Annotated in this window: 24 protein-coding genes; 10 read left to right on the top strand and 14 right to left on the bottom strand. The window is 72.0% G+C overall.

Annotated features, from left to right (window positions below; genetic code table 11):
* Positions 1-77: 77 nt before the first annotated feature.
* The 7 genes from RE027_RS04495 to RE027_RS04525 all read right to left on the bottom strand — a co-directional run bounded on the left by RE027_RS04495 (position 78) and on the right by RE027_RS04525 (position 6,632).
* The gene (locus tag RE027_RS04495) at positions 78-800 is read right to left on the bottom strand and encodes an NYN domain-containing protein (protein WP_368807052.1); all 723 of its coding nucleotides are present in this window, start codon (positions 798-800) and stop codon (positions 78-80) included.
* Positions 801-882: 82 nt separating this feature from the next.
* Positions 883-1,674 (bottom strand): ZIP family metal transporter, encoded by a 792-nt coding sequence (locus RE027_RS04500; protein ID WP_368807053.1) that lies wholly within the window; start codon positions 1,672-1,674, stop codon positions 883-885.
* 151 nt (positions 1,675-1,825) lie between these two features.
* Positions 1,826-2,188 carry a metal-sulfur cluster assembly factor gene (locus tag RE027_RS04505; protein ID WP_368807054.1) on the bottom strand — a complete coding sequence of 121 codons (363 nt, stop codon included), beginning with the start codon at positions 2,186-2,188 and terminating at the stop codon, positions 1,826-1,828.
* Positions 2,189-2,223: 35 nt separating this feature from the next.
* Complete coding sequence (gene sufC / locus RE027_RS04510; RefSeq protein WP_368807055.1) at positions 2,224-2,985, bottom strand: Fe-S cluster assembly ATPase SufC; 762 nt, start codon at positions 2,983-2,985, stop codon at positions 2,224-2,226.
* Positions 2,986-3,027: 42 nt separating this feature from the next.
* Positions 3,028-4,392, bottom strand: a complete 1,365-nt coding sequence (gene sufD, locus RE027_RS04515) for a Fe-S cluster assembly protein SufD (protein WP_438612413.1) — start codon at positions 4,390-4,392, stop codon at positions 3,028-3,030.
* Position 4,393: 1 nt separating this feature from the next.
* Positions 4,394-5,848, bottom strand: a complete 1,455-nt coding sequence (sufB, locus tag RE027_RS04520) for a Fe-S cluster assembly protein SufB (protein ID WP_309032597.1) — start codon at positions 5,846-5,848, stop codon at positions 4,394-4,396.
* Entirely contained in the window at positions 5,841-6,632 is a 792-nt protein-coding gene (locus RE027_RS04525; protein ID WP_368807056.1) for a helix-turn-helix transcriptional regulator, read from the bottom strand. The genes sufB and RE027_RS04525 overlap by 8 nt, the downstream gene beginning before the upstream one ends.
* A gap of 228 nt (positions 6,633-6,860) precedes the next feature.
* Here RE027_RS04525 and RE027_RS04530 point away from each other — a divergent pair, with 228 nt between their 5' ends.
* The 3 genes from RE027_RS04530 to RE027_RS04540 all read left to right on the top strand — a co-directional run bounded on the left by RE027_RS04530 (position 6,861) and on the right by RE027_RS04540 (position 9,773).
* A complete protein-coding gene (locus tag RE027_RS04530; protein WP_368807057.1) occupies positions 6,861-7,853 on the top strand; it encodes an ABC transporter ATP-binding protein in 993 nt (330 codons plus the stop codon).
* Complete coding sequence (locus RE027_RS04535) at positions 7,850-8,638, top strand: ABC transporter permease (RefSeq protein ID WP_368807058.1); 789 nt, start codon at positions 7,850-7,852, stop codon at positions 8,636-8,638. The genes RE027_RS04530 and RE027_RS04535 overlap by 4 nt, the downstream gene beginning before the upstream one ends.
* A gap of 109 nt (positions 8,639-8,747) precedes the next feature.
* Positions 8,748-9,773, top strand: a complete 1,026-nt coding sequence (locus RE027_RS04540; protein WP_368807059.1) for a COX15/CtaA family protein — start codon at positions 8,748-8,750, stop codon at positions 9,771-9,773.
* 6 nt (positions 9,774-9,779) lie between these two features.
* Here RE027_RS04540 and RE027_RS04545 read toward each other — a convergent pair whose 3' ends face one another.
* Positions 9,780-10,697, bottom strand: a complete 918-nt coding sequence (locus tag RE027_RS04545; RefSeq protein ID WP_368807060.1) for a dihydrodipicolinate synthase family protein — start codon at positions 10,695-10,697, stop codon at positions 9,780-9,782.
* Between the two features lie 58 nt (positions 10,698-10,755).
* Positions 10,756-11,745, bottom strand: coding sequence for a heme o synthase (locus RE027_RS04550; protein ID WP_368807061.1), 990 nt, complete (start codon positions 11,743-11,745; stop codon positions 10,756-10,758).
* Positions 11,746-12,059: 314 nt separating this feature from the next.
* On the opposite strand from RE027_RS04550, the gene tkt reads away from it, so the two are divergent.
* The 6 genes from tkt to pgl all read left to right on the top strand — a co-directional run bounded on the left by tkt (position 12,060) and on the right by pgl (position 20,560).
* Positions 12,060-14,192, top strand: a complete 2,133-nt coding sequence (gene tkt / locus RE027_RS04555; RefSeq protein WP_368807062.1) for a transketolase — start codon at positions 12,060-12,062, stop codon at positions 14,190-14,192.
* Between the two features lie 55 nt (positions 14,193-14,247).
* Positions 14,248-15,354, top strand: coding sequence for a transaldolase (tal, locus tag RE027_RS04560; protein WP_368807063.1), 1,107 nt, complete (start codon positions 14,248-14,250; stop codon positions 15,352-15,354).
* Positions 15,355-15,407: 53 nt separating this feature from the next.
* The gene (locus RE027_RS04565) at positions 15,408-17,021 is read left to right on the top strand and encodes a glucose-6-phosphate isomerase (protein ID WP_368807064.1); all 1,614 of its coding nucleotides are present in this window, start codon (positions 15,408-15,410) and stop codon (positions 17,019-17,021) included.
* Positions 17,022-17,190: 169 nt separating this feature from the next.
* Entirely contained in the window at positions 17,191-18,702 is a 1,512-nt protein-coding gene (gene zwf, locus RE027_RS04570; protein WP_368807255.1) for a glucose-6-phosphate dehydrogenase, read from the top strand.
* Positions 18,699-19,814, top strand: a complete 1,116-nt coding sequence (locus tag RE027_RS04575) for a glucose-6-phosphate dehydrogenase assembly protein OpcA (protein ID WP_368807065.1) — start codon at positions 18,699-18,701, stop codon at positions 19,812-19,814. The genes zwf and RE027_RS04575 overlap by 4 nt, the downstream gene beginning before the upstream one ends.
* The gene (gene pgl, locus RE027_RS04580; protein ID WP_368807066.1) at positions 19,811-20,560 is read left to right on the top strand and encodes a 6-phosphogluconolactonase; all 750 of its coding nucleotides are present in this window, start codon (positions 19,811-19,813) and stop codon (positions 20,558-20,560) included. Before RE027_RS04575 ends, pgl begins: the two co-directional genes overlap by 4 nt.
* Positions 20,561-20,613: 53 nt before the next feature.
* On the opposite strand, the gene RE027_RS04585 is transcribed toward pgl, so the two are convergent.
* On the bottom strand, positions 20,614-21,525 hold the full coding sequence (locus RE027_RS04585) for a LysR family transcriptional regulator (protein ID WP_368807067.1): 912 nt from the start codon (positions 21,523-21,525) through the stop codon (positions 20,614-20,616).
* A gap of 201 nt (positions 21,526-21,726) precedes the next feature.
* On the opposite strand from RE027_RS04585, the gene RE027_RS04590 reads away from it, so the two are divergent.
* Positions 21,727-22,494 (top strand): AfsR/SARP family transcriptional regulator, encoded by a 768-nt coding sequence (locus RE027_RS04590; protein ID WP_368807068.1) that lies wholly within the window; start codon positions 21,727-21,729, stop codon positions 22,492-22,494.
* 98 nt (positions 22,495-22,592) lie between these two features.
* On the opposite strand, the gene secG is transcribed toward RE027_RS04590, so the two are convergent.
* The 4 genes from secG to gap all read right to left on the bottom strand — a co-directional run bounded on the left by secG (position 22,593) and on the right by gap (position 26,126).
* A complete protein-coding gene (secG, locus tag RE027_RS04595) occupies positions 22,593-22,847 on the bottom strand; it encodes a preprotein translocase subunit SecG (protein ID WP_368807069.1) in 255 nt (84 codons plus the stop codon).
* 69 nt (positions 22,848-22,916) lie between these two features.
* Complete coding sequence (gene tpiA, locus RE027_RS04600; RefSeq protein WP_368807070.1) at positions 22,917-23,732, bottom strand: triose-phosphate isomerase; 816 nt, start codon at positions 23,730-23,732, stop codon at positions 22,917-22,919.
* 127 nt (positions 23,733-23,859) lie between these two features.
* Positions 23,860-25,083: a phosphoglycerate kinase gene (locus RE027_RS04605; protein ID WP_368807071.1), complete on the bottom strand. Its 1,224-nt coding sequence runs from the start codon at positions 25,081-25,083 to the stop codon at positions 23,860-23,862.
* Between the two features lie 38 nt (positions 25,084-25,121).
* A complete protein-coding gene (gene gap / locus RE027_RS04610) occupies positions 25,122-26,126 on the bottom strand; it encodes a type I glyceraldehyde-3-phosphate dehydrogenase (protein WP_368807072.1) in 1,005 nt (334 codons plus the stop codon).
* Positions 26,127-26,228 lie beyond the last annotated feature (102 nt).

Below are 26,228 nucleotides of genomic sequence, written 5' to 3' on the forward strand. Positions count from 1 at the left end.
GGACTGGGGACTCGGTGCTGGGTGGGCTGGTAGTGGACCCACGCCGGCTTGCCGTCCTGGGTGAACCCCGTGCGCGGTCACCTGCGGCGGCTGTCCCGCACCTGCACGCCCGGATTCTGCCGCCGGACGTCGAAGAGGCCCGTGGCCTCGATGAGGTCGCTGAGCTTGCGGTACCCGTAGTTGCGCGAGTCGAAGGACGCCTGGTTGCCGATCTGCTGACCGACCGCCCCGAGGTGCGCCCAGCCGTCGTCGCCGCTGGCGGCGTCCACCGCGCCCCGCAGCATCCTGACCAGCCGGGCGTCCCCGCGCAGCGCCTGCTGGGGCGTCGCCAGGGGGGCCTCACCCGGTGCCTCGGCGGCGGGCTCCCCCAGGCTCTCCACATAGGTGAACTGGGAGCAGGCGTTGATGAACGGCTCCGGTGTCTGCCGCTGGCCGAATCCGTAGACCTTGTGCCCGTCGGTGAGGATGCGCATCACCAGCGGGGTGAAGTCGGCGTCACTGGAGACGATCGCGAACCCGTCCACCGATCCGGCGTAGAGAAGGTCCATGGCGTCGATCACCATGGCCATGTCGGAGGCGTTCTTGCCGGTGCTGTAGGCGAACTGCTGGATCGGCCGGATCGCGTACGCGTGCAGCACCGCCTCCCACTGCTGCAGGCGCGGACTCTTCCAGTCGCCGTAGGCCCGGCGCACGTTGGCGGCCCCGTGGCGGGCCACCTCGGCCAGGACCACGTCGATCTTGGCCGCCGGCGCGTTGTCGGCGTCGATCAGCAGCGCGATGCGCTTCTCCTCGGTGCTCACGAGACGACTCTGTCACGGAGGGCGCACGAACGAACAGGGGGACACGCTGCAGACTCCCGGCGCGAGGAACGGTGCTGAACGCTCAGGCCAGCGACAGCGCGAAGGACAGCGCGAAGCCCGCCGTGGTGCTCAGCGCCACCGCCGGGCCGCCGTTCTCGTAGGCCTCGGGCATGAGGGTGTCGGCCAGGGACGCGATCACGGCGCCGGCGGCGAAGGCCAGCGGCAGGGAGATCGTCTCGGGGTCGCTGCCGGCCAGCGGTCCGGCGCCGATCAGCACGGCCGCCACCAGGAGCACACCACAGACCGTCCAGAGCAGGACGGCCTTGCCCTTTGACATGCCCTGCTCACGCATCGAGGCCGCCCCCACCAGGGACTCGGGCAGGTTGGACACGAAGATCGCCGCGAGCAGCGCCAGTCCGCCGGTGCCCTCCGTGAGCGAGACGCCGAGCGCCACGTTCTCGGGCACGCCGTCGAGGGTGACGGCGGCCAGCAGCGCCAGGCCCGCGGCCCCTCCGGCGGAGGCGGACGTCGGCGCCCTCTCGTCCGCGGCGGCATCGGTGTCCAGCTTGGCGCTGCCCTCCTCCTTCTCGGCCTCCTCGGCGCGGGGGCCGGGCTGCGCCCAGCGGTCGAGCAGGGCGCTGAGCGCCGTGAAGACCACGGCGCCCGCGAACAGCCCGACCACGGCCAGCACGAGGCCGCCGCGCTCGTAGGCGTCCTCGAACAGCTCGAAGGCCAGCGCGGTGATCAGCGCCCCGGCCGCGAAGGACAGCAGGACGGCGAGGACGCGCTTGGGCAGCTCGAAGCGCACCCCCACCAGGGCCCCGATGACCAGGGCGCTGGAGGCGACGATCCCGAAGATCAGCGTCTGGACCATGACCGCAGTGTAGGAGCCCGGCGGGCACCCGGACCCGGAAGCCGGAAGGTTACTCGTGGCGTCGTGTGCCCGGGGCGAAGCGGCACGACGACGGCGCCCCGCCCACCTGGCGAGAGGTGGTCGGGGCGCCGTCGTCGTGCCGGGAGGACGATCAGATGTTGAAGCCCAGGGCGCGCATCTGGTCGCGGCCGTCCTCGGTGATCCGGTCGGGACCCCACGGCGGCATCCAGACCCAGTTGACGCGCCACTCGTCCACCAGGGTGTCGAGGTTCGCGGCGCACTGGTCCTCGATGACGTCCTGCAGCGGGCAGGCCGCGGTGGTGAGGGTCATGTCGAGGACCAGGGCGCCGTCCTCGGCCCACTTGGAGCCGTAGAGCAGGCCCAGGTCGACGATGTTGACGCCGAGCTCGGGGTCGATGACGTTCTTGAGCGCCTCCTCGACCTCCTCCGCGGAGATCTGGCCCGCAGGGGCCTGGGAGCTGTCGACGGGGGTCTCAGCAGGGGTTTCGGCCATCGCTGGCCTCCTTTCGGAGCTGTGGGGCACGGAGCTTACTTGGCCGCGGCCAGGTAGCGGTCGTAGCCCTCGTTCTCGAGCCGGTCGGCGAGCTCGGGACCGCCCTCGTCGACCACGCGGCCGTCGTGGAACACGTGCACGAACTGCGGCTTGATGTAGCGCAGGATGCGGGTGTAGTGGGTGATGAGCATGACGCCCATGTCGTTCGTCTCGAGGGCGCGGTTGACGCCCTCGGAGACGACCTTGAGCGCGTCCACGTCGAGGCCGGAGTCGGTCTCGTCCAGCAGGGCGATCTTCGGCCTGAGCAGCTCGAGCTGGAGGATCTCGTGGCGCTTCTTCTCGCCGCCGGAGAAGCCCTCGTTGACGTTGCGCTGGATCATGTCGGGGCTGATCTTCAGCTGCTCCATGGCGGCCTTGACGTCCTTGGTCCACGTGCGCAGGGAGGGGGCCTCGCCGTCGATCGCGGTCTTCGCGGTGCGCAGGAAGTTGGAGGTCGTCACGCCGGGGATCTCCACCGGGTACTGCATGGCCAGGAAGAGACCGGCGCGGGCGCGCTCGTCCACGGACATCTCCAGGACGTTCTCGCCGTCCAGGAGGACCTCGCCGGAGTCGACGACGTACTTGGGGTGCCCGGCGATGGTGGAGGCCAAGGTGGACTTGCCGGACCCGTTGGGGCCCATGATCGCGTGCACCTCACCGGAGGTGATGGTCAGGTTCACGCCCTTGAGGATCGGCTTGGTGGTCTCGTCGTCGAGCACGACGGACGCGTGCAGGTCCTTGATCTCGAGAGTTGCCATGGATGGTTCTCCTGTGGGTCGAAAAAAGTGTGGGGAAGGGGCTCAGTAGTTCGCGGCGGCGAGCTCGTCCTGGATGGACTCGCGCAGCCGCTCCTCGATGTCCGGGACGCCGATCTGCTGGATGATCTCGAACAGGAAGCCGCGGACCACGAGCCGGCGCGCCTCGTCCTCGGGGATGCCCCGGGACATGAGGTAGTACAGGTGCTCGTCGTCCAGCTGCCCGGTGGTGGAGGCGTGGCCGGCGCCGGCGATGAGGCCGGTCTCGATCTCGAGGTTCGGCACGGAGTCCATCCGCGGGCCGTCGCCCAGGATCAGGTTCCGGTTGAGCTCGTAGGTGTCGGTGCCCTCCGCGGTGGCGCGGATCAGGACGTCGCCGATCCACACGCCGTGCGCGTTCTCGCCCTGCAGCGCGGACTTGTAGGTCACCCGCGAGGTGCAGTTCGGCTGGGAGTGGTCCACGAACAGCCGGGACTCCAGGTGCTGGCCGGCGTCCACGAAGGTCAGCCCGTACATCTCGACGGACCCGCCGGGGGCGTCGAAGCGTGTGGACGGGGTCACGCGCACCAGGTCGCCGCCGAGGGAGACGAGCACGTGCTTGAACGAGGCGGCCTTGCCGAGTCGCGCCTGCTGGGAGGAGGCGTGCACGGCGTCGTCGTCCCACTCCTGCAGCGTCACGACGGTGAGGTTGGCCGAGTCGGCCACGCGGAACTCGACGTTCTGCGAGAGCACCGCGGTGCCGTGGTGGCGCAGCACCACGAGCGCCTTGGAGAAGGGCTGCGCGTCGATCACGAGGTGCTGGGCCGCCGGGGTGGCGTCCGAGCCGTGGATGTCGACGAGGACGGGCGCGGCGATCTCCGCCTCCTGCGGCACCGTGAGCACAGTGGCCCCGGTGACGCTGTTCCACGCGTTGGCGGAGAGCCGGTCCTCGGGGATGCCGGCGCTGCCGATCCGGGCGTCGTCGGGGCCCACGGTCTCCAGGCGCACGGCGTCGGAGTCCACGGTGACCGCGGGCGCCGGGCCGGTCAGGGCGTCGGCGTGCAGGCCCTTGAGGCGCTTGAGGGGGGTGAACCGGAAGTCCTCCTCCTTGCCCGTGAGCTTCGGGAAGTCGGCGACGTCGTAGGAGGTGCGCCGCCCGGCACGGGAGGAGTCCGGGCCCTCGGCGCTGCCGCCGCGGGCGGACTCCCGCACGAGGGTGTCGTTCTCCACCTTGTCGCGGGCGAGCCGCTCGCCCTCCTGGTCCATCCCCGGGATGGCGACGCGGCCGTCCCCGGTGGGGACCCCGTCGACCTTCTCGCCCAGGTTGCCGTAGGCGTCCTTGGCCGTGTCGACGGCCTTCTCGGCCACCGCGGTGGCGGCGGAGGCGGCGGCCTCCGCCGCGTTGCGAATCGTTTCGTTCAGCTTGGTCATGTCAGCCAACGGATCCTTCCATCTGCAGTTCGATGAGGCGGTTGAGTTCGAGCGCGTACTCCATGGGGAGCTCGCGGGCGATCGGCTCCACGAAGCCGCGCACGATCATCGCCATGGCCTCGTCCTCGGCCATGCCTCGCTGCATCAGGTAGAACAGCTGCTCCTCGGAGACCCGCGAGACGGTCGCCTCGTGGCCCATGCTCACGTCGTCCTCGCGGATGTCGACGTAGGGGTAGGTGTCCGAGCGGGAGATCGTGTCGACCAGCAGGGCGTCGCAGACCACGCTGGACTTCGAGCCGTGGGCGCCCTCGCGGACCTGCACGAGACCGCGGTAGGCGGCGCGGCCGCCGTTGCGGGCCACGGACTTGGACACGATCGACGACGACGTGTTCGGGGCGATGTGCACCATCTTCGAACCGGTGTCCTGGTGCTGGCCCTCGCCGGCGAAGGCGATCGAGAGGGTCTCGCCGCGGGCGTGCTCGCCGGTCATGTAGACCGCCGGGTACTTCTGGGTGACCTTCGAGCCGATGTTGCCGTCGATCCACTCCATGGTGGCGCCCTCGTGGGCGATCGCGCGCTTGGTCACGAGGTTGTACACGTTGTTCGACCAGTTCTGGATGGTCGTGTAGCGCACCCGGGCGTTCTTCTTGACGATGATCTCGACCACGGCGGAGTGCAGCGAGTCGGTCTTGTAGATCGGCGCGGTGCAGCCCTCGATGTAGTGGACGTAGGAGTCCTCGTCCGCGATGATCAGCGTCCGCTCGAACTGGCCCATGTTCTCGGTGTTGATGCGGAAGTAGGCCTGCAGCGGGATCTCGACGTGCACGCCCTTGGGGACGTAGACGAAGGAGCCGCCGGACCACACGGCTGTGTTCAGCGACGCGAACTTGTTGTCCCCCACGGGGATGACCGTGCCGAAGTACTCGGCGAAGATCTCGGGGTGCTCCTTGAGCGCGGTGTCCGTGTCCAGGAAGATGACGCCCTGCTCCTCCAGGTCCTCGCGGATCTGGTGGTAGACGACCTCGGACTCGTACTGGGCCGCGACGCCGGAGACGAGCCGTCCGCGCTCGGCCTCGGGGATGCCGAGCTTCTCGTAGGTGTTGCGGATGTCCTCGGGCAGGTCCTCCCAGGTGGCGGCCTGCTTCTCCGTGGAGCGCACGAAGTACTTGATGTTGTCGAAGTGGATCCCGGACAGGTCCGCGCCCCACGTGGGCATGGGCTTGCGGTCGAAGAACTTCAGGCCCTTCAGCCGCAGGTCGGTCATCCACTGCGGCTCGCTCTTCTTCGCGGAGATGTCCCGGACGACGTCCTCGTCGACACCGCGGCGCGCGGAGGCGCCGGCGACGTCGGAGTCGGCCCAGCCGTACTCGTAGGTGCCGATGCCCTCGAGCTCCGGGTTCTTCTCCAGGATGTCGGAGATGACAGTGTCGTTGCCGCTGGCGATCTGTTCAGTCATGACGGCCTTCCTCTGTTGTCTGGTCTGTGGTGTGGTCCGTGGAAGCGGGTGCCGCGGCGGGTCCCGGCCGCGCGAGGGGCACGTGCGTGGTGCACACGTGCGCGCCGGCGGCCTGCGTGGAGAGCCGGCGGACGTCGGTGCCGAGCAGGCGGGCGATGAGCTCGGTCTCCAGCTCGCAGAACTGCGGGTAGCGCGCGGCCAGGTCCCGCACGGGGCAGTGGCCCTGGCACAGCTGCGCGGAGACGATGGTGCGCCGGTCCCCGCGGCCGACGGCCACCTCGTTCGTGGAGGCCGCGAAGCCGTCCTGGCTCAGCAGGCGCACGAGCACCGGCAGCCGGTCGGCGACCTCGGGGCCGGCGGCCTCGACCTCGGGGCGGTAGGCGGCCTCGAGCCGGTCCACGCGCTCCTGGATGAACGCGCGCACGGCCTCGGGCCCGGCGACCCGCCGGATGGTCTCGAGGGCGTCGGTGGCGATCTCGAGGTAGTCGTCGCCGAGCTTGGCGTGCCCCTCGGGGGCGACGACGTAGCGGCGGGCCGGGCGCCCGGCGCCGCCGGTGCGGCGGCGGACCATCGTGACCTCGACGAAGTGCTGCTGCTCGAGGGCGTCGAGGTGGCGGCGCACGGCGGCCGGGGTGAGCTCGAGCATCTCGCCGAGATCGGCGGCCGAGACCGGCCCGTGCTCGAGGACCGCCCCGAGCACGCGGGAGCGGGTGTTCTCCTCCTGCTCGGCCCGCGGCCCGCCCGCGGAGCGGGACCTGCTCCGGACGTCCGTGGTCTGAGTCATGGGTGAACCCTGTGCTTCCTGGTCGGAGGTGGGGAAGGTGGTCTCGTGGATCCCGTGGCGAACCCACTGAATACACAACCGAAGTATGTCCTTATTCATTCCGGTGCGGCCAGTAAGTTGACCCTTACCGGGTCCTTCGACCGAAAATCGCGACTTACTCATAATAACCCGCCCGTGCGGCCGGGCCAAGGGACCCGGGGCCCCGGCGCGCCCCACTACACTGGTCCGGTGCCCGTCCAGAGTCCCCCCGCGTCCTCGCCCGCGCTGGCGATCGAGCGCCTCGTCAAGCAGTTCCCCGTCCGCCGGCGACGCCGCGGCCCGGACCGGGCGGCCGACGTGGTGCAGGCCGTCGACGGCCTGTCCCTGACCGCCCGGCACGGCGAGATCACGGCGCTGCTCGGGCCCAACGGGGCAGGCAAGACCACCACCCTGGAGTGCGCCCAGGGCCTGCAGCGGCCCTCGGCGGGCACCGTCCGGCTGCTGGGGCAGGACCCGTGGCGGGCGGACCCCGACCTGCGCGCCCGGGTGGGCGTGATGCTCCAGGACGGCGGGCTGCCGCAGGCTGTGCGCCCCCTCGAGCTGCTGCGGCACGTGGCGTCCCTCTACCGCAGCCCCCGGGACATGGGCGAGCTCGTGGAGCGGCTGGGCATCAACAGCTTCGACCGCACGGTGGTCCGCCGCCTCTCCGGCGGCCAGCGCCAGCGCGTCGCCCTGGCGGCAGCGCTCGCGGGCAGCCCCGAGGTCCTGTTCCTGGACGAGCCCTCGGCCGGGATGGACCCGCAGTCCCGCAACATCGTCTTCGACCTCGTCCAGCAGCTGCGCCGCGAGGGCGTGTGCATCATCCTGACCACGCACCTACTCGACGACGCGCAGCGCCTGGCCGACCAGGTCTACATCGTGGACCACGGCCGGGTCATGGCCCAGGGCTCCGTGGCCGAGCTGGTGGCCCCGGGCGCGGACGCCCCGGCCGTGCTGGCCCTGACCCTGGCGCCCGAGCAGCTCGACGCGGGCCCGTTCCCGTGGGAGGGCCCCGGCTTCGAGGACGTCCGCGCGAGCCGCGCCGAGCGCACGGTGACCCTGACCGGCCCGCTGACCCCCGCGCTGCTCGAGGCCGTGACCCGCTGGTTCACGGCCACCGGGACCATGCCCGAGTCCCTGTCGCTCCAGCCCCGCACCCTCGAGGACGTCTTCCTCGACATCTCCGGACGGGAGATCCGATGACCGCACCCGCCCAGCCCCGCTCCACGCCCCCGCGCTCGGACCCGGCTCCCCTGGCCCGGCGGGTCGCCGCGCAGGCCCGCTACGAGGCGCTGACGATGCTGCGCAACGGCGAGCAGCTGCTGCTGCTCGTGATCCTCCCGCTCATGGCGCTCGTGGCCCTGACCCTCACCGACCTGCTCGACGCCAGCGTGCCGGCCGGCGCCTCCCGCGTGGACGTCGCGGTGCCGGGGGTGCTCGCGCTGTGCGTGCTCTCCAACGCGTTCTCCGGACAGGGCATCCAGACCGGCTTCGACCGCCGCTACGGCGTGCTCCGCTTCCTGTCCACCACTCCCCTGGGCCGCGGCGGGCTGATCGCCGGCAAGCTGCTGGCCATCGTGGCGGTGCTCGCGGTGCAGTACGTGCTGGTGGCGGCCCTCGGCGCGGCCCTGGGCTGGCGCCCGGACCCGGCGGCGGTGCTCGTCTCCGTGCCCGTGCTGCTGCTCGGGGCCGCGGCGTTCACGGGGCTGGGCCTGCTGCTGGCCGGGACCGTGCGCGCCGAGGCCACCCTGGCCGTGACCAACCTCGTCTGGGTGCTCCTCGCGGCGGTCGGCGGGACCCTCTTCCCGTCCCGCACGCTCCCGGAGTCGCTGGCGTGGCTGGTGGACCTGCTGCCCTCGGGCGCCCTGGGGACCGCCCTGCGCGAGACCTTCCTCACGGGCGCGCCCTCCCTGCTGCCGGTGCTCGTGCTCGCCGTCTGGGCCGCCGCCGCGTGGGCGGGCGCGGTGCGCTGGTTCCGCTGGAGCTGACGCCCCGCCGACCGGCGGCGCCCGGTCCGGCGGCGGGAGCGGGACCGCGGGGACGCGGATAAACTGGGCCCGGAACTCCCACGCACCGACACCCTCCGGAAGTGAAGCCATGACCCGCGCCAGCGACCCCACCGACGCCGACGTCCGAGCGGAGGGCAGCTTCCTGCTGCCGACCCGGATCACCCCGTGGGTGCGGTGGATGGCTGTGGCCTCCCTGCTCGCCAACTCCCTGCTCATCCTCACCGGCGGGCTCGTGCGGCTGACCGGCTCCGGCCTGGGCTGCCCCACCTGGCCGAGGTGCACGGACGCGTCCTGGACGAACACCCCCGAGATGGGCATGCACGGGGTGATCGAGTTCGGCAACCGCCTGCTGACGTTCGTGCTGGCGCTCGTGGCGGTCCTGACCTTCCTGGCCGTGCTGCGGCTGCGGCACCGGCACCGGGACCTGATGCTCATCGCGCTGACGCTCGGGCTCGCCATCCCGCTGCAGGCCGTGGTCGGCGGGATCGTGGTCCACACCGGGCTGAACCCGTGGCTGGTGGGCGTCCACTACCTGATCTCGAGCGGGATGATCGCCCTGTCCACCGTCCTGGTCAACCGCACCCGGCGGCGCTCCCTGCCGGCCGTGCGGGACGCCGAGCGCCCGGGCCAGGCCCTCGCCCAGCGGCGCCTGCTCCGCGCCCTGATGGTGGCCGTGGGCGTGCTCACCGCACTGGTCCTCTACCTCGGCACCCTGGTCACCGGCACCGGCCCGCACGCCGGGGACGACTCCAGCGCCCGGCACGCCTTCGACGCCTACCTCATCACCCGGGCCCACGCGGTGCCGGTGTACCTGCTCGTCGGCACCGTGCTCGCGGGCCTGGTGCTCGCCCGCCGGCGGCGCTGGCCCGTGCCCGTGGCCTCCGCGCTGCACGCCGTGCTGGCCGTGCTGGTCCTGCAGGCGCTGATCGGCTACTACCAGTACTTCAACGGCCTGCCGGTCGTGGCCGTGGCCCTGCACCTGATCGGCTCCGCCGCGCTGGTCTGGGCCGCCGCGCGGACCGTCGAGAAGGGCTTCGCGGTCACCCGCACCCCCGACGCGGTCGTGCGCGCCACCGGCGACCCGCAGGCCGCCGGAGCCCCCGCCCGCGGCTGAGCGCGCTCAGCTGCGCTCGTCGGGGGCCTCGTCGAGCAGCTCCTCCACCGCCTGGGCAAGCCGCTGCCGGCTCGCCGAGGGGATCGGCAGCAGCGGCCGCCGCGGCGGGGCCGTGCTCACGCCGCACACCTCCGCGAGGGCGTAGAGGGAGCTGAGCGGGCGCTCCTGGCGCAGGATCTCCATCAGCGGGGCCAGGGCGGCCTGCCACGTGCGCACGGTCCGCTCGTCGCCCTCGACGACCGCGGCGCGGAACGCGCTGTACTGGCGCGGGAGCACCGCCGCGATCCCGGAGTGCCACCCCGCCGCGTCCGGCGCCGCCTCGTGCAGCAGCCGCTCGCCGCTGACCCCGTGGGCGGTCCCGGGCTCGGCCAGCTCCGCGAAGCGGGCGCGGCGCCCGGCGCACTCCGCCGACGAGCCGGCGGTGTCCTTGAAGGCGTTCACGTTCTCCAGCCAGGACAGCTCGGCGGCGAGCTGCACCGGGTACGTGAACCCCGTCGTCGTCGGGTTGTTGTAGATGCACAGCGGCAGGGACACGGCCGCGGAGACGGTCTCCACCTGGTCCGCGATCTCCTCGGAGACGAGGGGGATGTAGGACAGCGGATTGAGCACGAGCCCGTCCGCGCCGCCGTTCTCGGCGGCGTAGGCCATCTCGAGCACCTCGCGGGTGGTCATGGCCGAGATCCCCGCCCCGACCGGAACGCCCGAGCCGCGCGCGGCCTCCACGGCGACACGCACGACCTCGGCCCGCTCCGCGCCGGAGAGGTACGCGAAGCTCCCGGAGCTGCCCAGGACCACCAGGGCGTCCACCCCGGAGCGGGCCAGCCGCCCGACGTAGCGCTCGAGGGACTCCAGGTCCAGCCGTCCGCCCTGCTGGAACGGGGTGATCGGGTAGGCGACGAGCCCGGTGAAGGTCATGCTGAGCATGCGACCATCCTAGGACCGCCGGGCGCGGCGCCCGGTCCGCGGCGCCGCCGCGCGGGCCTCAGAGGACGGGCCCGCCCACGAACGGGTCCACGGCCAGAGCGAGGAAGACGAAGGTGATGTAGGCGATCGAGCCGTGGAAGACGTACATCGCCTGCTTGTCGGTCGGGCGGCCGGCCACCGCGAGGGCGTGCAGCTTGTGGCTGTGCCACACGAACCACCCGCCCGAGGCCAGCGCGGTCACGGCGTAGACCCATCCGGCGCCGCCGACCGGCACGAGCAGCAGCGAGCAGACCACCGTGGCCCACGCGTAGAGCACCACCTGGCTGCCCACGGTCCGCGCGCTCGAGACGGCGCCCAGCATGGGCACCCCGGCGCGGGAGTAGTCGTCGGCGTACTTCATGGACAGCGGCCAGTAGTGCGGCGGTGTCCACAGGAAGATGAAGAGGAACAGCACGAGGGCCGGCCAGTCGAGGCCGCCCGTCACCCCGGCCCAGCCGATGAGCACCGGCATGCACCCGGCCACCCCGCCCCAGACGATGTTCTGGGCGGTGCGCCGCTTGAGGACGATCGAGTAGAACACGGCGTACAGGAAGATGGCCACGACGCCGAGGACGCCCGCGAGGACGTTGACGCCCACGGTGAGCCACACGACCGAGAGCACCGCCACCACCCAGGCGAACACGAGCGCCTCCCGGTCGGTGACCTCGCCGGTGACGAGCGGGCGCTTGGCCGTCCGCCGCATCACCCGGTCCTCCTCCCGGTCGATGTAGCAGTTGAACGCCCCGGCGGCGCCCGCCGCGAGCGTGCCGCCCACGAGCGTGTTGAGGATCAGCCAGAAGTCGGGCATGCCCTGCTGGGCGAAGATCATGGTGGGGACGGTCGCCACGAGCAGCAGCTCGATGATCCGCGGCTTCATGAGCGCCACGTAGGCCCGCAGCTTCCGGGAGAACGACATCCGTCCCTCGTGCCGGGAGGCCGCCGCCCCACCCTCGTGCTCGGTGCCGAGGACCGATCGCCCTGCGGTGCCCGACGTCTCGAGTGAGTTCACGAAATCATTGCTCCCGGTTGCGGTGGTGTCCCCCGCTCGGTGGGCGAGGAGGCCCGGAGACCGCGCGTCGTCGACACGGCGACGGTCGGCGCAGCAGCTCGCGGGCGCGGAAGAAGGTCCTATACAGCATAGCGCCTGGCACCGCCCGTTCCCGCCCCGGAGACGTCCGGATCCGGCGGGGCCGCCGCCCCGGACCGGTGCCGTCGGTCACGTCCCGGAAATCGGCGTGACCTAAGCTGGACCCAGACCGCCGGTCTGCGACCGGCGTCCGCTGCGCACGGCAGCGGCTCCCAGCAGAAAGGGCTCTGATTTTCGTGACCGATCTCGATGTGAAGCTGACATGGAACGAGCAGGACCAGCGCGCCGTGGACACGGTGCGGGTGCTGGCCGCGGACGCGGTGGAGAAGGTGGGCAACGGCCACCCGGGCACGGCGATGTCGCTGGCCCCGGCGGCCTACCTGCTGTTCCAGAAGGTGATGCGCCACGACCCCACGGACGACCGGTGGACGGGCCGGGACCGGTTCATCCTCTCCCCCGGGCACACCTCCCTGACGCTGTACCTGCAGCTGTTCCTGTCGGGCTACGGGATGGAGCTCGAGGACATCAAGTCCCTGCGCACCTGGGGGGCGAAGACCCCGGGGCACCCGGAGTACCGGCACACCACCGGGGTGGAGATCACCACCGGCCCGCTGGGCCAGGGCCTGGCCTCGGCCGTGGGCTTCGCCTACGCCCAGCGCTACACCCGGGGCCTGTTCGACCCCGAGGCACCGGCCGGGGAGTCGCCCTTCGACCACACCGTCTACGTCATCGCCTCCGACGGGGACCTGCAGGAGGGGATCACCTCCGAGGCGTCCTCGCTGGCCGGGGTGCAGGAGCTGGGCAACCTGGTGGTGATCTACGACCAGAACCACATCTCGATCGAGGACGACACCGACGTGGCGTTCACCGAGGACGTGCTCAAGCGCTACGAGGCCTACGGCTGGGACGTGGCCCGGGTGGACTGGACGAAGTCCGGGGACTACGTGGAGGACGTCGAGGAGCTCTACGCGGCGATCCGCGCGGCCAAGGCCGAGACCTCCAAGCCCTCGATGATCGCGCTGCGCACGATCATCGGCTGGCCGGCCCCGAACAAGAAGAACACCGGCGGGATCCACGGCTCGAAGCTCGGGGCCGAGGAGGTCGCCGAGACCAAGAAGATCCTCGGCTTCGACCCGGAGGCCACCTTCGAGGTGGCCGACGAGGTCCTGGCCCACACGCGCTCGATCCAGGACCGGATGGGCGACTACCGGCAGGAGTGGGAGCAGAAGTTCGCCGCCTGGCGGGAGGCCAACCCGGAGCGGGCGAAGCTCTACGACCGGATCCGCAGCGAGGAGCTGCCCGAGAACCACCGCGAGGCGTTCCCCGTCTTCGAGGCGGGCAAGGACGTGGCGACCCGCTCGGCCTCGGGGAAGGTGCTCAACGCGATCGCCGACACCTTCCCGGAGCTGTGGGGCGGCTCCGCCGACCTGGCCGGGTCCAACAACACCACCATCGAGTCCGCCGCGTCCTTCATCCCCGAGGCGCGCTCCACGGACAAGTGGACGGGCCACCCCTACGGGCGGGTGCTGCACTTCGGGATCCGGGAGCACGCCGCGGCGGCGATCGTCAACGGCATCACCATGTCCTCCCAGACCCGGGCGTTCTCCGGGACGTTCCTGATCTTCTCCGACTACCAGCGCCCGGCCGTGCGCCTGGGCGCGCTGATGAAGGTCCCCTCGATCTACGTGTGGACCCACGACTCCATCGGCCTGGGCGAGGACGGGCCCACCCACCAGCCCGTGGAGCAGCTCTCGGCCCTGCGCGCCATCCCCGGGCTCGACGTGGTCCGCCCGGCCGACGCCAACGAGACCTCCGTCGCCTGGCGGACGATCCTGGAGGGCCACGAGCGCCCGGCCGGGATCGCCCTGACCCGCCAGAACGTGCCGACCTTCGCCCGCCAGGACCTCCACCCCGACGCCGAGGGCGAGAAGTTCGCCTCCGCCGAGGGCGTGGCCCGCGGCGGCTACGTCCTGGCCGACACCGAGTCCACCCCGGACGTGGTGCTGATCGGCACCGGCTCGGAGGTGTCCCTGGCGGTCGAGGCGCGTGAGCTGCTCAAGGAGCAGGGCATCGCCGCCCGGGTGGTCTCCATGCCCTGCCGGGAGTGGTTCGACGCCCAGGACGCCGACTACCGCGAGTCCGTGATCCCCGCCGCCGTGAAGGCCCGGGTCACGGTGGAGGCCGGGATCGCCATGTCCTGGCACGACCTGCTCGGCGACGCCGGGCGGGCCGTGTCCCTGGAGCACTTCGGGGAGTCCGCCGACTACCAGACCCTCTACCGCGAGTTCGGCATCACCGCCGAGGCCGTGGCCTCCGCGGCCCAGGACTCCCTGACCGCCGTCCAGGAGTCCGTCTCCGCGAACCGCTGAGCCCCGGCGCGCACCCACCGAGCACTTCCCTCCGATCCCGAGGACTGACTGAGACATGACCACTCCCACCAAGAAGCTCTCCGACGCCGGCGTCTCGATCTGGCTGGACGACCTCTCCCGCGAACGCCTCACCAGCGGCAACCTGCAGCAGCTCATCGACGAGAAGAACGTCGTGGGCGTGACCACGAACCCGACGATCTTCGCCGCCGCCCTGGCCGCCCACGACGCCTACGAGGCCCAGGTCCAGGAGCTCGCCGCCGCCGGCACCGAAGTCGACGAGGCCGTGCTGGCCATCACCACCGACGACGTCCGCGACGCCTGCGACCTGTTCGCCCCGATCGCCGAGGCGACCCAGGGCGTGGACGGGCGGGTGTCCATCGAGGTCGACCCGCGCCTGGCCCAGGACGCGGACGCGACCGCCGCCATGGCCCAGCGCCTGTCCCAGACCATCGGCCGGGACAACGCGCTGATCAAGATCCCGGCGACCGAGGCCGGGCTGCCCTCCATCACGGCGACCATCGCCGAGGGGATCTCCGTCAACGTGACGCTGATCTTCTCCCTCGAGCGCTACCGCGCGGTCATCAACGCCTACCTGCTGGGCCTGGAGCAGGCCCTGGAGAACGGCAAGGACCTGGCCGGCATCCACTCCGTGGCCTCCTTCTTCGTCTCCCGCGTCGACGCCGAGATCGACAAGCGCCTCGACGGCCTCGGCACCGACGAGGCGAAGGAGCTCAAGAGCCGGGCGGGGCTGGCCAACGCCCGGCTGGCCTACCAGGTCTTCGAGGACTCCCTGACCACCGAGCGGTGGAAGCGCCTGGCCGCGGCCGGAGCCAAGCCGCAGCGCCCGCTGTGGGCCTCCACCGGAGTGAAGGACCCGTCCCTGCCGGACACCCTCTACGTGACCGGGCTCGTGGCCCCGAACACCGTCAACACCATGCCGGAGAAGACCCTCGAGGCGACCTCCGACCACGGCGAGGTCACCGGCGACACCATCACCGGGACCTACGAGGAGTCCAACGAGCTCCTGAACCGGATCGCCGGCGTGGGGATTTCCTACGACGAGGTCGTGCACAAGCTCGAGGCCGAGGGCCTGACCAAGTTCGAGGACTCCTGGGCGGAGCTGCTCGACACCGTCCGCGCCGCCCTCGACAACGCCCGCTGAGCCGGCTCCGCCGTCCCGGCCCCGTTCCGTCCCGTCCGACCCGAAGGAGACCCATGAGTTCCCTGTCCGTCCAGACCTCCGGCGCGGCCCGCGAGGCCGTCGACCGGCACGTCCCCGCCCTGGTGGGCGACGGGTTCGCCTCGAAGCTCTTCGCCCAGGACCCCACGCTGTGGGGCCCCGCGGCGGAGGACGAGTCCGCCAAGCGGCTGGGCTGGGTGCAGGCCGCCGAGGTCTCCCGCCCGCTGGTCGCCGAGATCACGGCCCTGCGCGAGGAGTTCGCCGCCGAGGGGGTGGACCGGTTCGTGCTCGCCGGCATGGGCGGGTCCTCGCTGGCCCCCGAGGTGATCACCCGCACCGCCGGCGTCGAGCTGTTCGTGCTCGACTCCACGGACCCGGAGATGGTCGGGGCGGCCCTGGCCGACCGGCTGGAGCGGACCGCGATCGTGGTGTCCTCGAAGTCGGGCTCCACCGTGGAGACGGACTCGGCCCGCCGGGTCTTCGCCCGGGCGTTCGAGGACGCCGGGATCGACGCCGCCTCCCGCATCGTCGTGGTCACCGACCCCGGCTCCCCCATGGAGTCCTCCGCCCGGGAGGCCGGCTACCGCCGGGTCTTCACCGCCGACCCGACCGTGGGCGGGCGCTTCTCCGCGCTCACCGCGTTCGGCCTGGTGCCCTCCGGCCTGGCCGGGGTGGACGTGGAGGCGCTGCTCGACGACGCCGACGAGGCGGGCGAGGTGCTGCGCGAGGACGCCGAGGACAACCCCGCCCTGCACCTCGGGGCGGCCCTGGGCGGGACGGAGCCGCTGCGCAACAAGATCGTGTTCCGGGACCTGGGCTCCGGAATCGCCGGCTTCGCCGACTGGGCGGAGCAGCTGATCGCGGAGTCGACGGGCAAGGAGGGCCAGGGCGTGCTGCCCGTCGTCGTCGGCGACGACGCCCCGGAGGCCACCTCGGGTGCCGCCGACGTCCTCGTCGTGGAGCTCGTCCCCGAGGACGCCGAGGAGACGCCCGAGGGCGACGTCGTGCGGGTCGCCGGTTCCCTGGGCTCGCAGCTGATGCTCTGGGAGGTCACCACCGCCGTGGCCGGCCGTCTGCTGGGCATCAACCCGTACGACCAGCCGGACGTGGAGTCGGCCAAGAACGCGACCCGGGCCCTGCTCGAGGACAAGCCGGAGCCGACGCCCGCGGACGTCGTCGACGGCCCGGTGGAGATCCGCGGCGCCCAGGAGCTGCTCGACGGCGCGCGGACGGTCGAGGACGCCCTCGGCAAGCTGCTCGCGCAGCTGCCCGAGAGCGGCTACCTCTCGGTGCAGGCGTACTTCGACCGGCTGGCCTGGGCCGACCTGGAGGGCATCCGCCCCGTCCTCGCCCGCGCCACGGGCCGTCCCGTGACGTTCGGCTGGGGCCCGCGGTTTCTGCACTCCACCGGCCAGTACCACAAGGGCGGGCCCGCCGAGGGCGTCTACCTGCAGATCACCGCCGCCTCGGAGACCGACCTGGACATCCCGGACAGCCCGTTCAGCTTCGGCGAGCTGATCTCCGCGCAGGCGGACGGGGACGCCCAGGTCCTCGCCGACCACGGCCGGCCCGTGCTGCGCCTGCGGCTCGCCGACCGCGCCGAGGGCGTGGCCCGGCTCCGGCAGGCGGTCGAGGCCCTGCGCCGGTAGCCGGCAGGCGCGACCCGGACCCTGTCCTAGAATGGGAGGACGCCACGGTCGGCGCGGGGTGACCCCGCGCCGACCGTCGTGCGTGAAGGACCTCGCAGGCGGCCCCCGCCCGCGGGGCCCGCAGAGACGTGAAGGAGTACCGTTGCCAGACAACAATGCCCGCAATCCCCTGCGGGACCCGAGGGACAGGCGGCTCGTCCGGGTCGCCGCCCCGTCGGCGCTCGTGCTCTTCGGCGTGACGGGCGACCTCGCGAAGAAGAAGCTGCTGCCGGCGATGTACGACCTCGTGAACCGGGGGCTGCTGCCGCCGTCGTTCGCGCTCGTCGGCTTCGGCCGCCGCGACTGGTCCCACGAGGAGTTCCGCGAAGTGGTGCGCGAGTCCGTCGAGGCCCACGCCCGCACCCCGTTCCAGGAGGACGTGTGGCGCCAGTTCTCCTCCGGCGTGCGCTTCGTGCGCGGCGAGTTCGACGAGGACCAGGCCTACGAGACGCTCAAGTCGACCCTCAAGGAGCTGGACGTCCACTCCGGGACGCGCGGCAACCACGCCTTCTACCTCTCGATCCCGCCCAAGGCGTTCGAGACGGTCTGCCAGCAGCTGGCCGACCACGGCCTGGCCCAGCACGAGAACGCCTCCGGGTGGCGGCGCGTGGTCATCGAGAAGCCCTTCGGCCACGACCTCGAGTCCGCGCAGGAGCTCAACGCCATCGTCGAGCGGGTGTTCCCGGCGGACTCGGTGTTCCGGATCGACCACTACCTGGGCAAGGAGACGGTGCAGAACATCCTGGCGCTGCGCTTCGCCAACCAGATGTTCGAGCCCCTGTGGAACTCCCGCTACGTGGACCACGTGCAGATCACCATGGCCGAGGACATCGGGATCGGCTCCCGCGCGGGCTACTACGACGGCGTGGGCGCGGCCCGCGACGTCATCCAGAACCACCTCCTCCAGCTGCTGGCCCTGACGGCCATGGAGGAGCCCCTGTCCTTCCAGGCCCACCACATGCGCGCCGAGAAGGCGAAGGTGCTCGCCTCCGTCGCGATCCCGGAGGACCTGGCGGCGCACTCGGCGCTCGGCCAGTACGGGGCCGGCCTGCAGGGCGGGGAGCGCGTCCGGGCCTTCCACCAGGAGCAGGACATCCCCGCCGACTCGCGCACCGAGACGTACGCGGCGCTGCGCCTGGACATCAACAACCGGCGGTGGGCGGGCGTGCCCTTCTACCTGCGGGCCGGGAAACGGCTGGGCCGGCGCGTCACCGAGATCGCGGTGCAGTTCAAGAACTCCCCCAACCTGCTCTTCGGGGACAACGGGCACGAGGACCTCGGGCAGAACGTCATCGTGATCCGGATCCAGCCCGACGAGGGCGTGACCATCCGGCTGGGCTCGAAGGTGCCGGGGACGCAGTCGGAGATCCGCGACGTCACCATGGACTTCGGCTACGGCCACTCGTTCACCGAGTCCAGCCCCGAGGCCTACGAGCGCCTCATCCTCGACGTGTTGCTCGGGGAACCACCGCTGTTCCCGAACCACGAGGAGGTCGAGCTGTCCTGGCGGATCCTCGACCCCTTCGAGGAGTGCTGGACCCAGCAGGAGATCATGCCGGAGCCGTACGCGCCGGGGTCCTGGGGACCCGCCGCCGCCGACGAGCTGCTGGCCCGCGACGGACGCGTCTGGAGGCGACCGTGATCGTTTCGATGGAGAACACCACCACCTCGGCCATCGACAAGAAGCTGAACCAGCTGAGGGACCAGCACGGCGTCGTGACGCTCGGGCGGGTGCTCACGCTGGTGATCCTGGCGCAGGCCGGGCACTCGGAGGCCGCGCTCGAGGCCGCGAACTTCGCGAGCCACGAGCACCCGTGCCGGATCCTCATGCACGTGGGGCACTCCTCGTCCGAGGAGACCCGGCTGGACGCCCAGCTGCGCATGGGCGGGGACGCGGGCGCGTCGGAGGTCATCGTGCTGCACGGCTACGGCGACCTGGCCGAGCCCACGGAGACGCTGTTCTCCGCGCTGCTGCTGCCGGACGCGCCCATCGTGGCGTGGTGGCCGCACACCGTGCCGCCGCCCTCGGCGCACACCTCGTCGATCGCCGGCATCGCCCACCGCAGGATCATGGACTCCGCGCGCAGCGACGACGCCTACGAGACGCTCGCCGAGCTCCGGCACCGGTACGTGCCCGGCGACACGGACCTCGCCTGGACGCGGGTCACCAACTGGCGCATCCAGCTCGCGGCCGTCCTCGACCAGGCCGAGCCCGCCCGCGTGCGCGAGGTCGTCGTCGAGGGCTCCGGCCGCTCCCCCAGCGTGGTGCTGCTCGGCACGTGGCTGGGCACCCGGCTCGGCTCCGAGGTCACCTTCGTCAACAACCCCGGCCCCCGCCGCCTGGAGCGGGTAACCCTGGTCCGGGACGACGGCGAGATCGTGCTCGAGCGGCCCGGCCGCTCCGTGGCCATGCTGCGCCAGCCCGGGCAGCCGGACCAGCAGATCGCCATGCCGGTGCGGGACCTCAACGCCTGCATCGCCGAGGAGCTGCGCCGCCTCGATCCCGACGAGGTGTACGGGGAGGTGCTGACCAACGGGCTGCGGGACGTGCAGGTGGCCCGGATCGTCGACACCAGCGGGGAGCTGACCCCCGGCGCGGCCCGGTTCCTGGCCGAGCACGGCGGGGGACGTGCCGAGACGCCGGCGACGCCCGAGGACACTGCCGAGGTGGTCATGGCCCTGCCCGTGCCGGAGTCCGACGGGGTCCCGGCCGCCGAGCCGCTCGTCCCCGGCCCCCGAGAGGAGCGCGCATGAGCGCCGGCCTGGAGACCGTCCCCCACCCGGACAAGGGCGCGCTCACCACGCAGAGCGCCGAGCGCGCCCTCACCGTGCTCGTCGACGCGCAGGCGGAACGCGGTGAGGCCACGGTCGTGCTGACCGGGGGGAGCATGGGCTCCGCGGTGCTCGCCGCGCTCGCCGCCTCCCCCCGGAAGGACGAGGTCGAGTGGTCGCGGGTGAACGTGTGGTGGTCCGACGAACGGTTCGTGGCCGAGGACAGCCCCGAGCGCAATTGCGTGCAGGCCGTCGAGGCCCTCGGCGGTGCGCTGGCCCTGAACCCGGACCGGGTGCACTACATGGGCAGCGCCGACGAGTTCGCCACGGCGGAGGACGCCGCCTTCGACTACCGGCGCGAGCTCGCGGCCGCCGCCGACGCCGAGCTGCGCTCGGAGGCCTTTCCCCGCTTCGACCTCTCCCTGCTGGGCCTCGGTCCGGACGGCCACGTCGCCTCCCTGTTCCCGGGCCTGCCGCACGTCCACGAGACGGAGGCCACGGTGGTCGCGGTGCACGGCTCCCCCAAGCCCCCGCCGGACCGGATCAGCATGACGCTGCCCCTCGTCAACGCGGCGGACCGCGTCTGGTTCCTGGTCGCGGGCGCGGACAAGGCCGAGGCGGTCGCCGCAGTGCGCTCGGGCGCGCCGCTCGAGCGCACGCCCGGTGCGGGCGTGCGGGGGAACGAGGAGACGCTGCTGCTGGTCGCCCAGGACGCGCTCGGCGGCTGAGCTCTCCCCGTCCGCCCGGCCACCGGGCACGCCGGCCCCTCCGGCTGCGGGTCTCAGCGGCCGATCCCGGCCAGCGCCGCGAGGAGGCCCAGCACCTCGAGCAGGGCCAGCACCTCGTCGCGGTCGTCGCCCCGGCGGCGCACGGCCCCGAGCTGGATCGGCGGTGCGTCCGTGAGCGCGGGCGCGCACAGCCGCGACCGGGCGGACGGGGGCAGGGTGTCCGTGGCCAGGGTCACCGCGGTGCCCGCCAGGACGGCCGCCCGCACGTCCGTCAGGCACCGGGCCCGGACCTCGACGGTCCTGGTCCCGCGCCGCGCACGCAGGTCCCCGAGCACCCAGGGCGCCATCCACTCCGGCGACGCCGTCGGCTCCACGATCATCGGCAGGTCCGCGACGTCCGCCACGGTCAGCGTGGGCGCACCCGCCAGCGGGTGGTGCGGAGGCAGCAGGCAGACCCGTCCCATCGTCGTCAGCGGCACGGTGACGAGGCCCGGATGGTCCACGCCGTCGGTCGTCAGCAGCACGTCCACCCGGCCGGTCAGCACGCCGTCCGCCAGCTGCCCGTAGGGAACGCCGCGGGCACAGAGACAGCGTCCGGGCAGCGCCAGCTCCAGGCCCGCGACGAGCGCCTGCCACGCCCGCGGCGAGAGGTGGTCACCCGGAGACCCCGGTATGCCCAGGCGCAGCGGCTCGGTGCCCACCACGCCCAGGGCGGCGCGCCGGCCCCGGGCCGCGTCGCGCAGCGTGTCCTGGGCGTGCGGCAGGAACCGCCGTCCGGCGTCGGTCAGATCGGTGACCCCGCCGCCGTCCCGCTCCACGAGACGGACCCCGACCTGGTGCTCGAGCCGCTGCAGCCGCTTGGACAGCGCCGACGGGCTCAGGTTCCGGCGCGCGGCGGCCCGGCCGAAGTGCCGCTCGGCCGCGAGCACCACGAAGTCCTCGAGCTGCTCCAGGCTCAGGTCCATGGCGAGCCCCTTCCGACGCCGACCTCATGCTCTTACATGACACCCCGGAGTCGCGCCGACGGCAACCACATTACGTCCCTGCACGTCAAGACGCGTTTCCCGATCAGCACCGACGGCCGGCCCGGCGGCACCCTCTGCCTACGCTGTGCACGGGCGGGCATCCGGCCCCGTTCCGACCCACCGGGCAGGAGGAAAGTGGCCATGGACGTCCAGGGACCTGCGGAGCTGACGCTGCTCGGAGGCTGGCAGCTCAGGGTGGGCGGTGCCGTCCACCCGATGGGGATCCGGCAGCAGAGACTCCTCGCCGCGCTCGCCGTCTTCGGGCCGCGCTCCCGCCGGTTCCTCGCCGGGCGGCTGTGGCCGGAGTGCACCGAGGCCCACGCCCTCGGCAGCCTGCGCGCGGCCGTCTTCACGGTCTCCCGCCGGTTGCCGGGCCTGCTCGTGTGCTCGGGAAGCGACCTGCGGCTGGGGGACGCGGTGGACGTGGACCTGCACCGCCTGCGCCGGGCACTGGCGAGCACCGTCTTCGAGACGGCGGTGGCCGACCCGTGGTGGTTCGCGAGCGCCTCGAGCGCCGATCTGCTGCCGGGATGGTACGACGACTGGGTGGTCACGGAGCAGCGCCGCCTCCACGACCTCTACCTCACGGCCGCCGAGTGCCTCGCCGAGACGGCGCTGGCGCGCGACGACCACTTCCACGCCCGCCACCTCGCGGAGGTGGCGCGAAGCATCGATCCCCTCCGGGAGAGCGCGACCGGGATCCTCATCCGCGCGCACCTGGCGATGGACAACGAGGCGACGGCACTGGCCATCTTCCACGAGTACGCCACCGTCCTGGCCGACGAGCTCGGTGCTCGTCCGTCACCGCACATCGTCGAGCTCGTCACGTCGGTGGGCCTCCGGTTCCCGTCGGGCCCCGGGACCGGCTTCTTCGCCGCCGGGCAGCACAAGCTCCCGATGAACACCTGAGCGCCGGCCTCACGGGCACCTACGAAACGACCCCGGCCTCCCGGACCGCGCCGTGGCGTGGTCCGGGAGGCCGGGGTCGGCGGCTCGGCGCGACCGGGTCAGGCAGCGACCTCGGCGAAGCGCATGGTCAGTGCGTACGCGGCGATCGACAGCACCCACACGACGGCCGTGGCGGTGGTGAGTCGGATGAGGTTCTTCTGCGCCACCCCCGAGGTGTTGAGCGACTGGGTCATCCCACCGCCGAACATGTCGGAGAGCCCGCCGCCCTTGCCCTTGTTGAGGAGCACGAGCAGGACGGCCAGGAGGCTCGTGAGCACGATGATCGCCAGGAGCACGTTCTGCAGAATTTCCACTGGGGCCTTCCCTCGGGGTGTCCGTCGAGCTGCCGCGCCGGGACGGCGCGGCCGGTCAGGGGGTCGTGATCAGTCGGTCACGAGGTGCTGCTCGAACCTGGCAATGCTAGCAAACTCCTCGGCGTCGAGGCTGGCGCCGCCCACCAGGACGCCGTCCACGTCCTTGCCCTTGAGGATCGCCCCGGCGTTGGCGGCCTTCGCCGAGCCGCCGTAGAGGATGCGGGTCCTCGCGGCCGTCGCGTCGTCGTAGAGCCCGGCGAGCTCGGCGCGGATGGCAGCGGCCATCTCCTGGGCGTCCTCGGGGCCGGCGACCTCACCGGTGCCGATGGCCCAGACGGGCTCGTAGGCGACGACGAGCTCGGCCACGCGGTCGGCCTCGAGCCCGGCGATGGAGCCGCGCAGCTGCTCGAGGGTGAACTCCACGTGCTCCCCGGCCTGGCGGACCTCGAGGCCCTCGCCCACGCACAGCACCGGGACGAGGCCGTGGCGGTGGGCGGCGGCGATCTTGGCGTTGCACTGCTCGTCGGTCTCGCCGTGGATCGTGCGGCGCTCGGAGTGGCCCACGAGCGCGTAGGTGCAGCCCAGCTTGGCGAGGAACTGGCCGGAGACGTCCCCGGTGTAGGCGCCGGAGTCCTTGTCAGCGAGGTCCTGGGCGCCGTAGACGACGCGCAGGTCGTCGCCGTCGACGAGGCTCTGCACCGAGCGCAGGTCGGTGAAGGGCGGGAAGACCGCCACCTCGGCGCGGGAGTAGTCGTGCTTGGCGTCGTCGAGGGTCCACGCGAGCTTCTGCAGCAGCGTGATGGCCTGGACGTGGTCCATGTTCATCTTCCAGTTGCCGGCGATGAGGGGCGTGCGGTCGAACTGTCCGTTGGTCTGCGAGGTCATGAGACGCTCCTGTCCGCGGCGGGTGCGCCGCTCGTGGTGCTCTGCGGGATCGGTGCGGTGGGCCGGAAGGGCACCCCGGGCGCGGTGCTGCGGGGTGCCCTTCCGTGCGGGGCGGTGCGGGCCCGGGTCAGACGCCGAGGGCGACGACGCCGGGCAGCTCCTTGCCCTCGATGAACTCCAGCGACGCGCCGCCGCCGGTCGAGATGTGGCCGAACTGGTCGTCGGAGAAGCCCAGGTTGCGCACGGCCGAGGCGGAGTCGCCGCCGCCGATCACGCTCATGGCCTCCGAGGCGACGATGGCCTCGGCCACCGCGCGCGTGCCGCCGGCGAAGGCCTCCATCTCGAACACGCCCGCGGGCCCGTTCCAGAACACGGTCTTCGCGCCCTTGATCCTCTCGGCGAACAGCTTCGCCGACTCCGGGCCGATGTCCAGGCCGAGGCCCGAGTCCCCGATCTCGCCGGACTCGATGGCGTCGACCGGGCGGACCTCGTGCTTCGCGTCGGCGGCGAAGGTCGCCGCGTAGACGACGTCGACGGGCAGGACGATCTCCGTGCCGGCCTCGGACGCCTTCTCGAGGTAGCCCTTGACGGTCTCGATCTGGTCCTCCTCCAGCAGCGACCCGCCCACGCGGTGGCCCTGGGCCGCCAGGAACGTGAAGACCATGCCGCCGCCGATGAGCAGGGAGTCGGCCTTGCCGATCAGGTTCGCGATCACCGCGAGCTTGTCGGAGACCTTTGAGCCGCCCATGACGACCACGAAGGGCCGCTCCGGGTCGGAGACGACCTTGGTGAGGACGTCCAGCTCCCGCTTCACCAGGTCGCCCTGGTAGGCCGGGAGCCGGTGGGCGATGTCGTAGACGGACGCGTGCTTGCGGTGCACCGCACCGAAGGCGTCGTCCACGTACGCGCCGCCCTCGCCCGTCAGGGCCGCCAGCTCGTCGGCGAAGGCGCCGCGCTCGGCGTCGTCCTTCGAGGTCTCGCGGGGGTCGAAGCGCACGTTCTCGAGCACGAGGACCTCCCCGTCGACCAGGGCCCCGGCCTTGTCCCGGGCGTCCTGCCCGACGACGTCGGTCGCGATCCGCACCGGGACCCCGGCCAGGTCGGCGAGCCGCTGCCCGGCCGGGGCGATCGAGTACTTCGGGTCGACCTGCCCCTTCGGCCGGCCGAGGTGCGCCATCACGATGACGCGGGCCCCGGCGCGGGCGAGCTTCTCGATGACCGGCAGGGACGCGCGGACGCGCCCGTCGTCGGTGACCGTGAAGTCGTCCAGCGGGACGTTGAGGTCGGAGCGGACCAGGACGCGGCGTCCGGCGACGCCGTCGGCGATCAGTTCGTCAAGTGCATGAGCCATGCCACTCACCCTACCCGGGACCGGCGCGCCGCCGCGGCTCAGAGCTGGTCGCCGACGTGCTGGACGACGTTGACGAGGCGGGAGGTGTAGCCCCACTCGTTGTCGTACCAGGCGATGACCTTGACCTGGTTGTCGATGACCTTCGTCAGCGGGGCGTCGAAGATCGTGGAAATGCTGTCGCCCTGGATGTCCGAGGAGACGATGGGGTCCTCGGTGTACTTGACGATGCCCTTCATCGGGCCCTCGGCGGCCTCCTTCATGGCGGCGTTGACGGCCTCCACGCTGACCTCCCGGGAGGCCTCGAAGGTCAGGTCGACCACGGAGCCGGTCGGGACGGGGACGCGCACGGCGAAGCCGTCCAGCTTGCCCTTGAGCTCGGGCAGGACCAGGCCCACGGCGGCGGCGGCGCCGGTGGTGGTCGGCACCATGTTCAGGGCGGCGGCACGGGCGCGGCGCAGGTCGCTGTGCGGGCCGTCCTGCAGGTTCTGGTCCGCGGTGTAGGCGTGGATGGTGGTCATCAGACCGCGCTCGATGCCGAACGCGTCGTTGAGGACCTTCGCCATGGGGGCCAGGCAGTTGGTGGTGCAGGAGGCGGCCGAGACGATGTTCATGGACGCGGAGTCGTAGCTGTCCAGGTTGACCCCCGGCACGAAGGTGCCGTCGATCTCCTTGCCCGGGGCGGAGAGGACGACCTTCTTGGCGCCGCCGTCCAGGTGAGCCTTGGCCTTGGAGCCGTTGGTGAAGCGGCCGGTGGACTCGACGACGACGTCGACGCCGAGCTCGCCCCAGGGCAGCTTGGACGGGTCGGGCTCGGCGAGGAACTTGATCTCGTCGCCGTCCACGACCATGGTGTCGCCGTCGAGGGAGACCTGGCCGGGGAAGCGGCCCATGATCGAGTCGTACTTGAAGAGGTGGACCAGGGCCTCCGGGTCCGTGAGGTCGTTGACGGCCACGACCTGGATGTCGTTGCCCTGCTCGCGCGCGGCGCGGAGGAAGTTGCGTCCGATGCGTCCGAAGCCGTTGATGCCCACTCGAATGGTCACTGGGTTCTCCTGTGTTGGGTCGGGATCTGGATCGTTGAACCGCCTCCATTCTACGTGGTTATCGATGGGTTGTCTTGGGGTCATGAAAGATTCAACCCAAAT

It is taken from the genome of Kocuria sabuli (genome assembly GCF_040981185.1).
GTDB lineage: Bacteria > Actinomycetota > Actinomycetes > Actinomycetales > Micrococcaceae > Kocuria > Kocuria sabuli.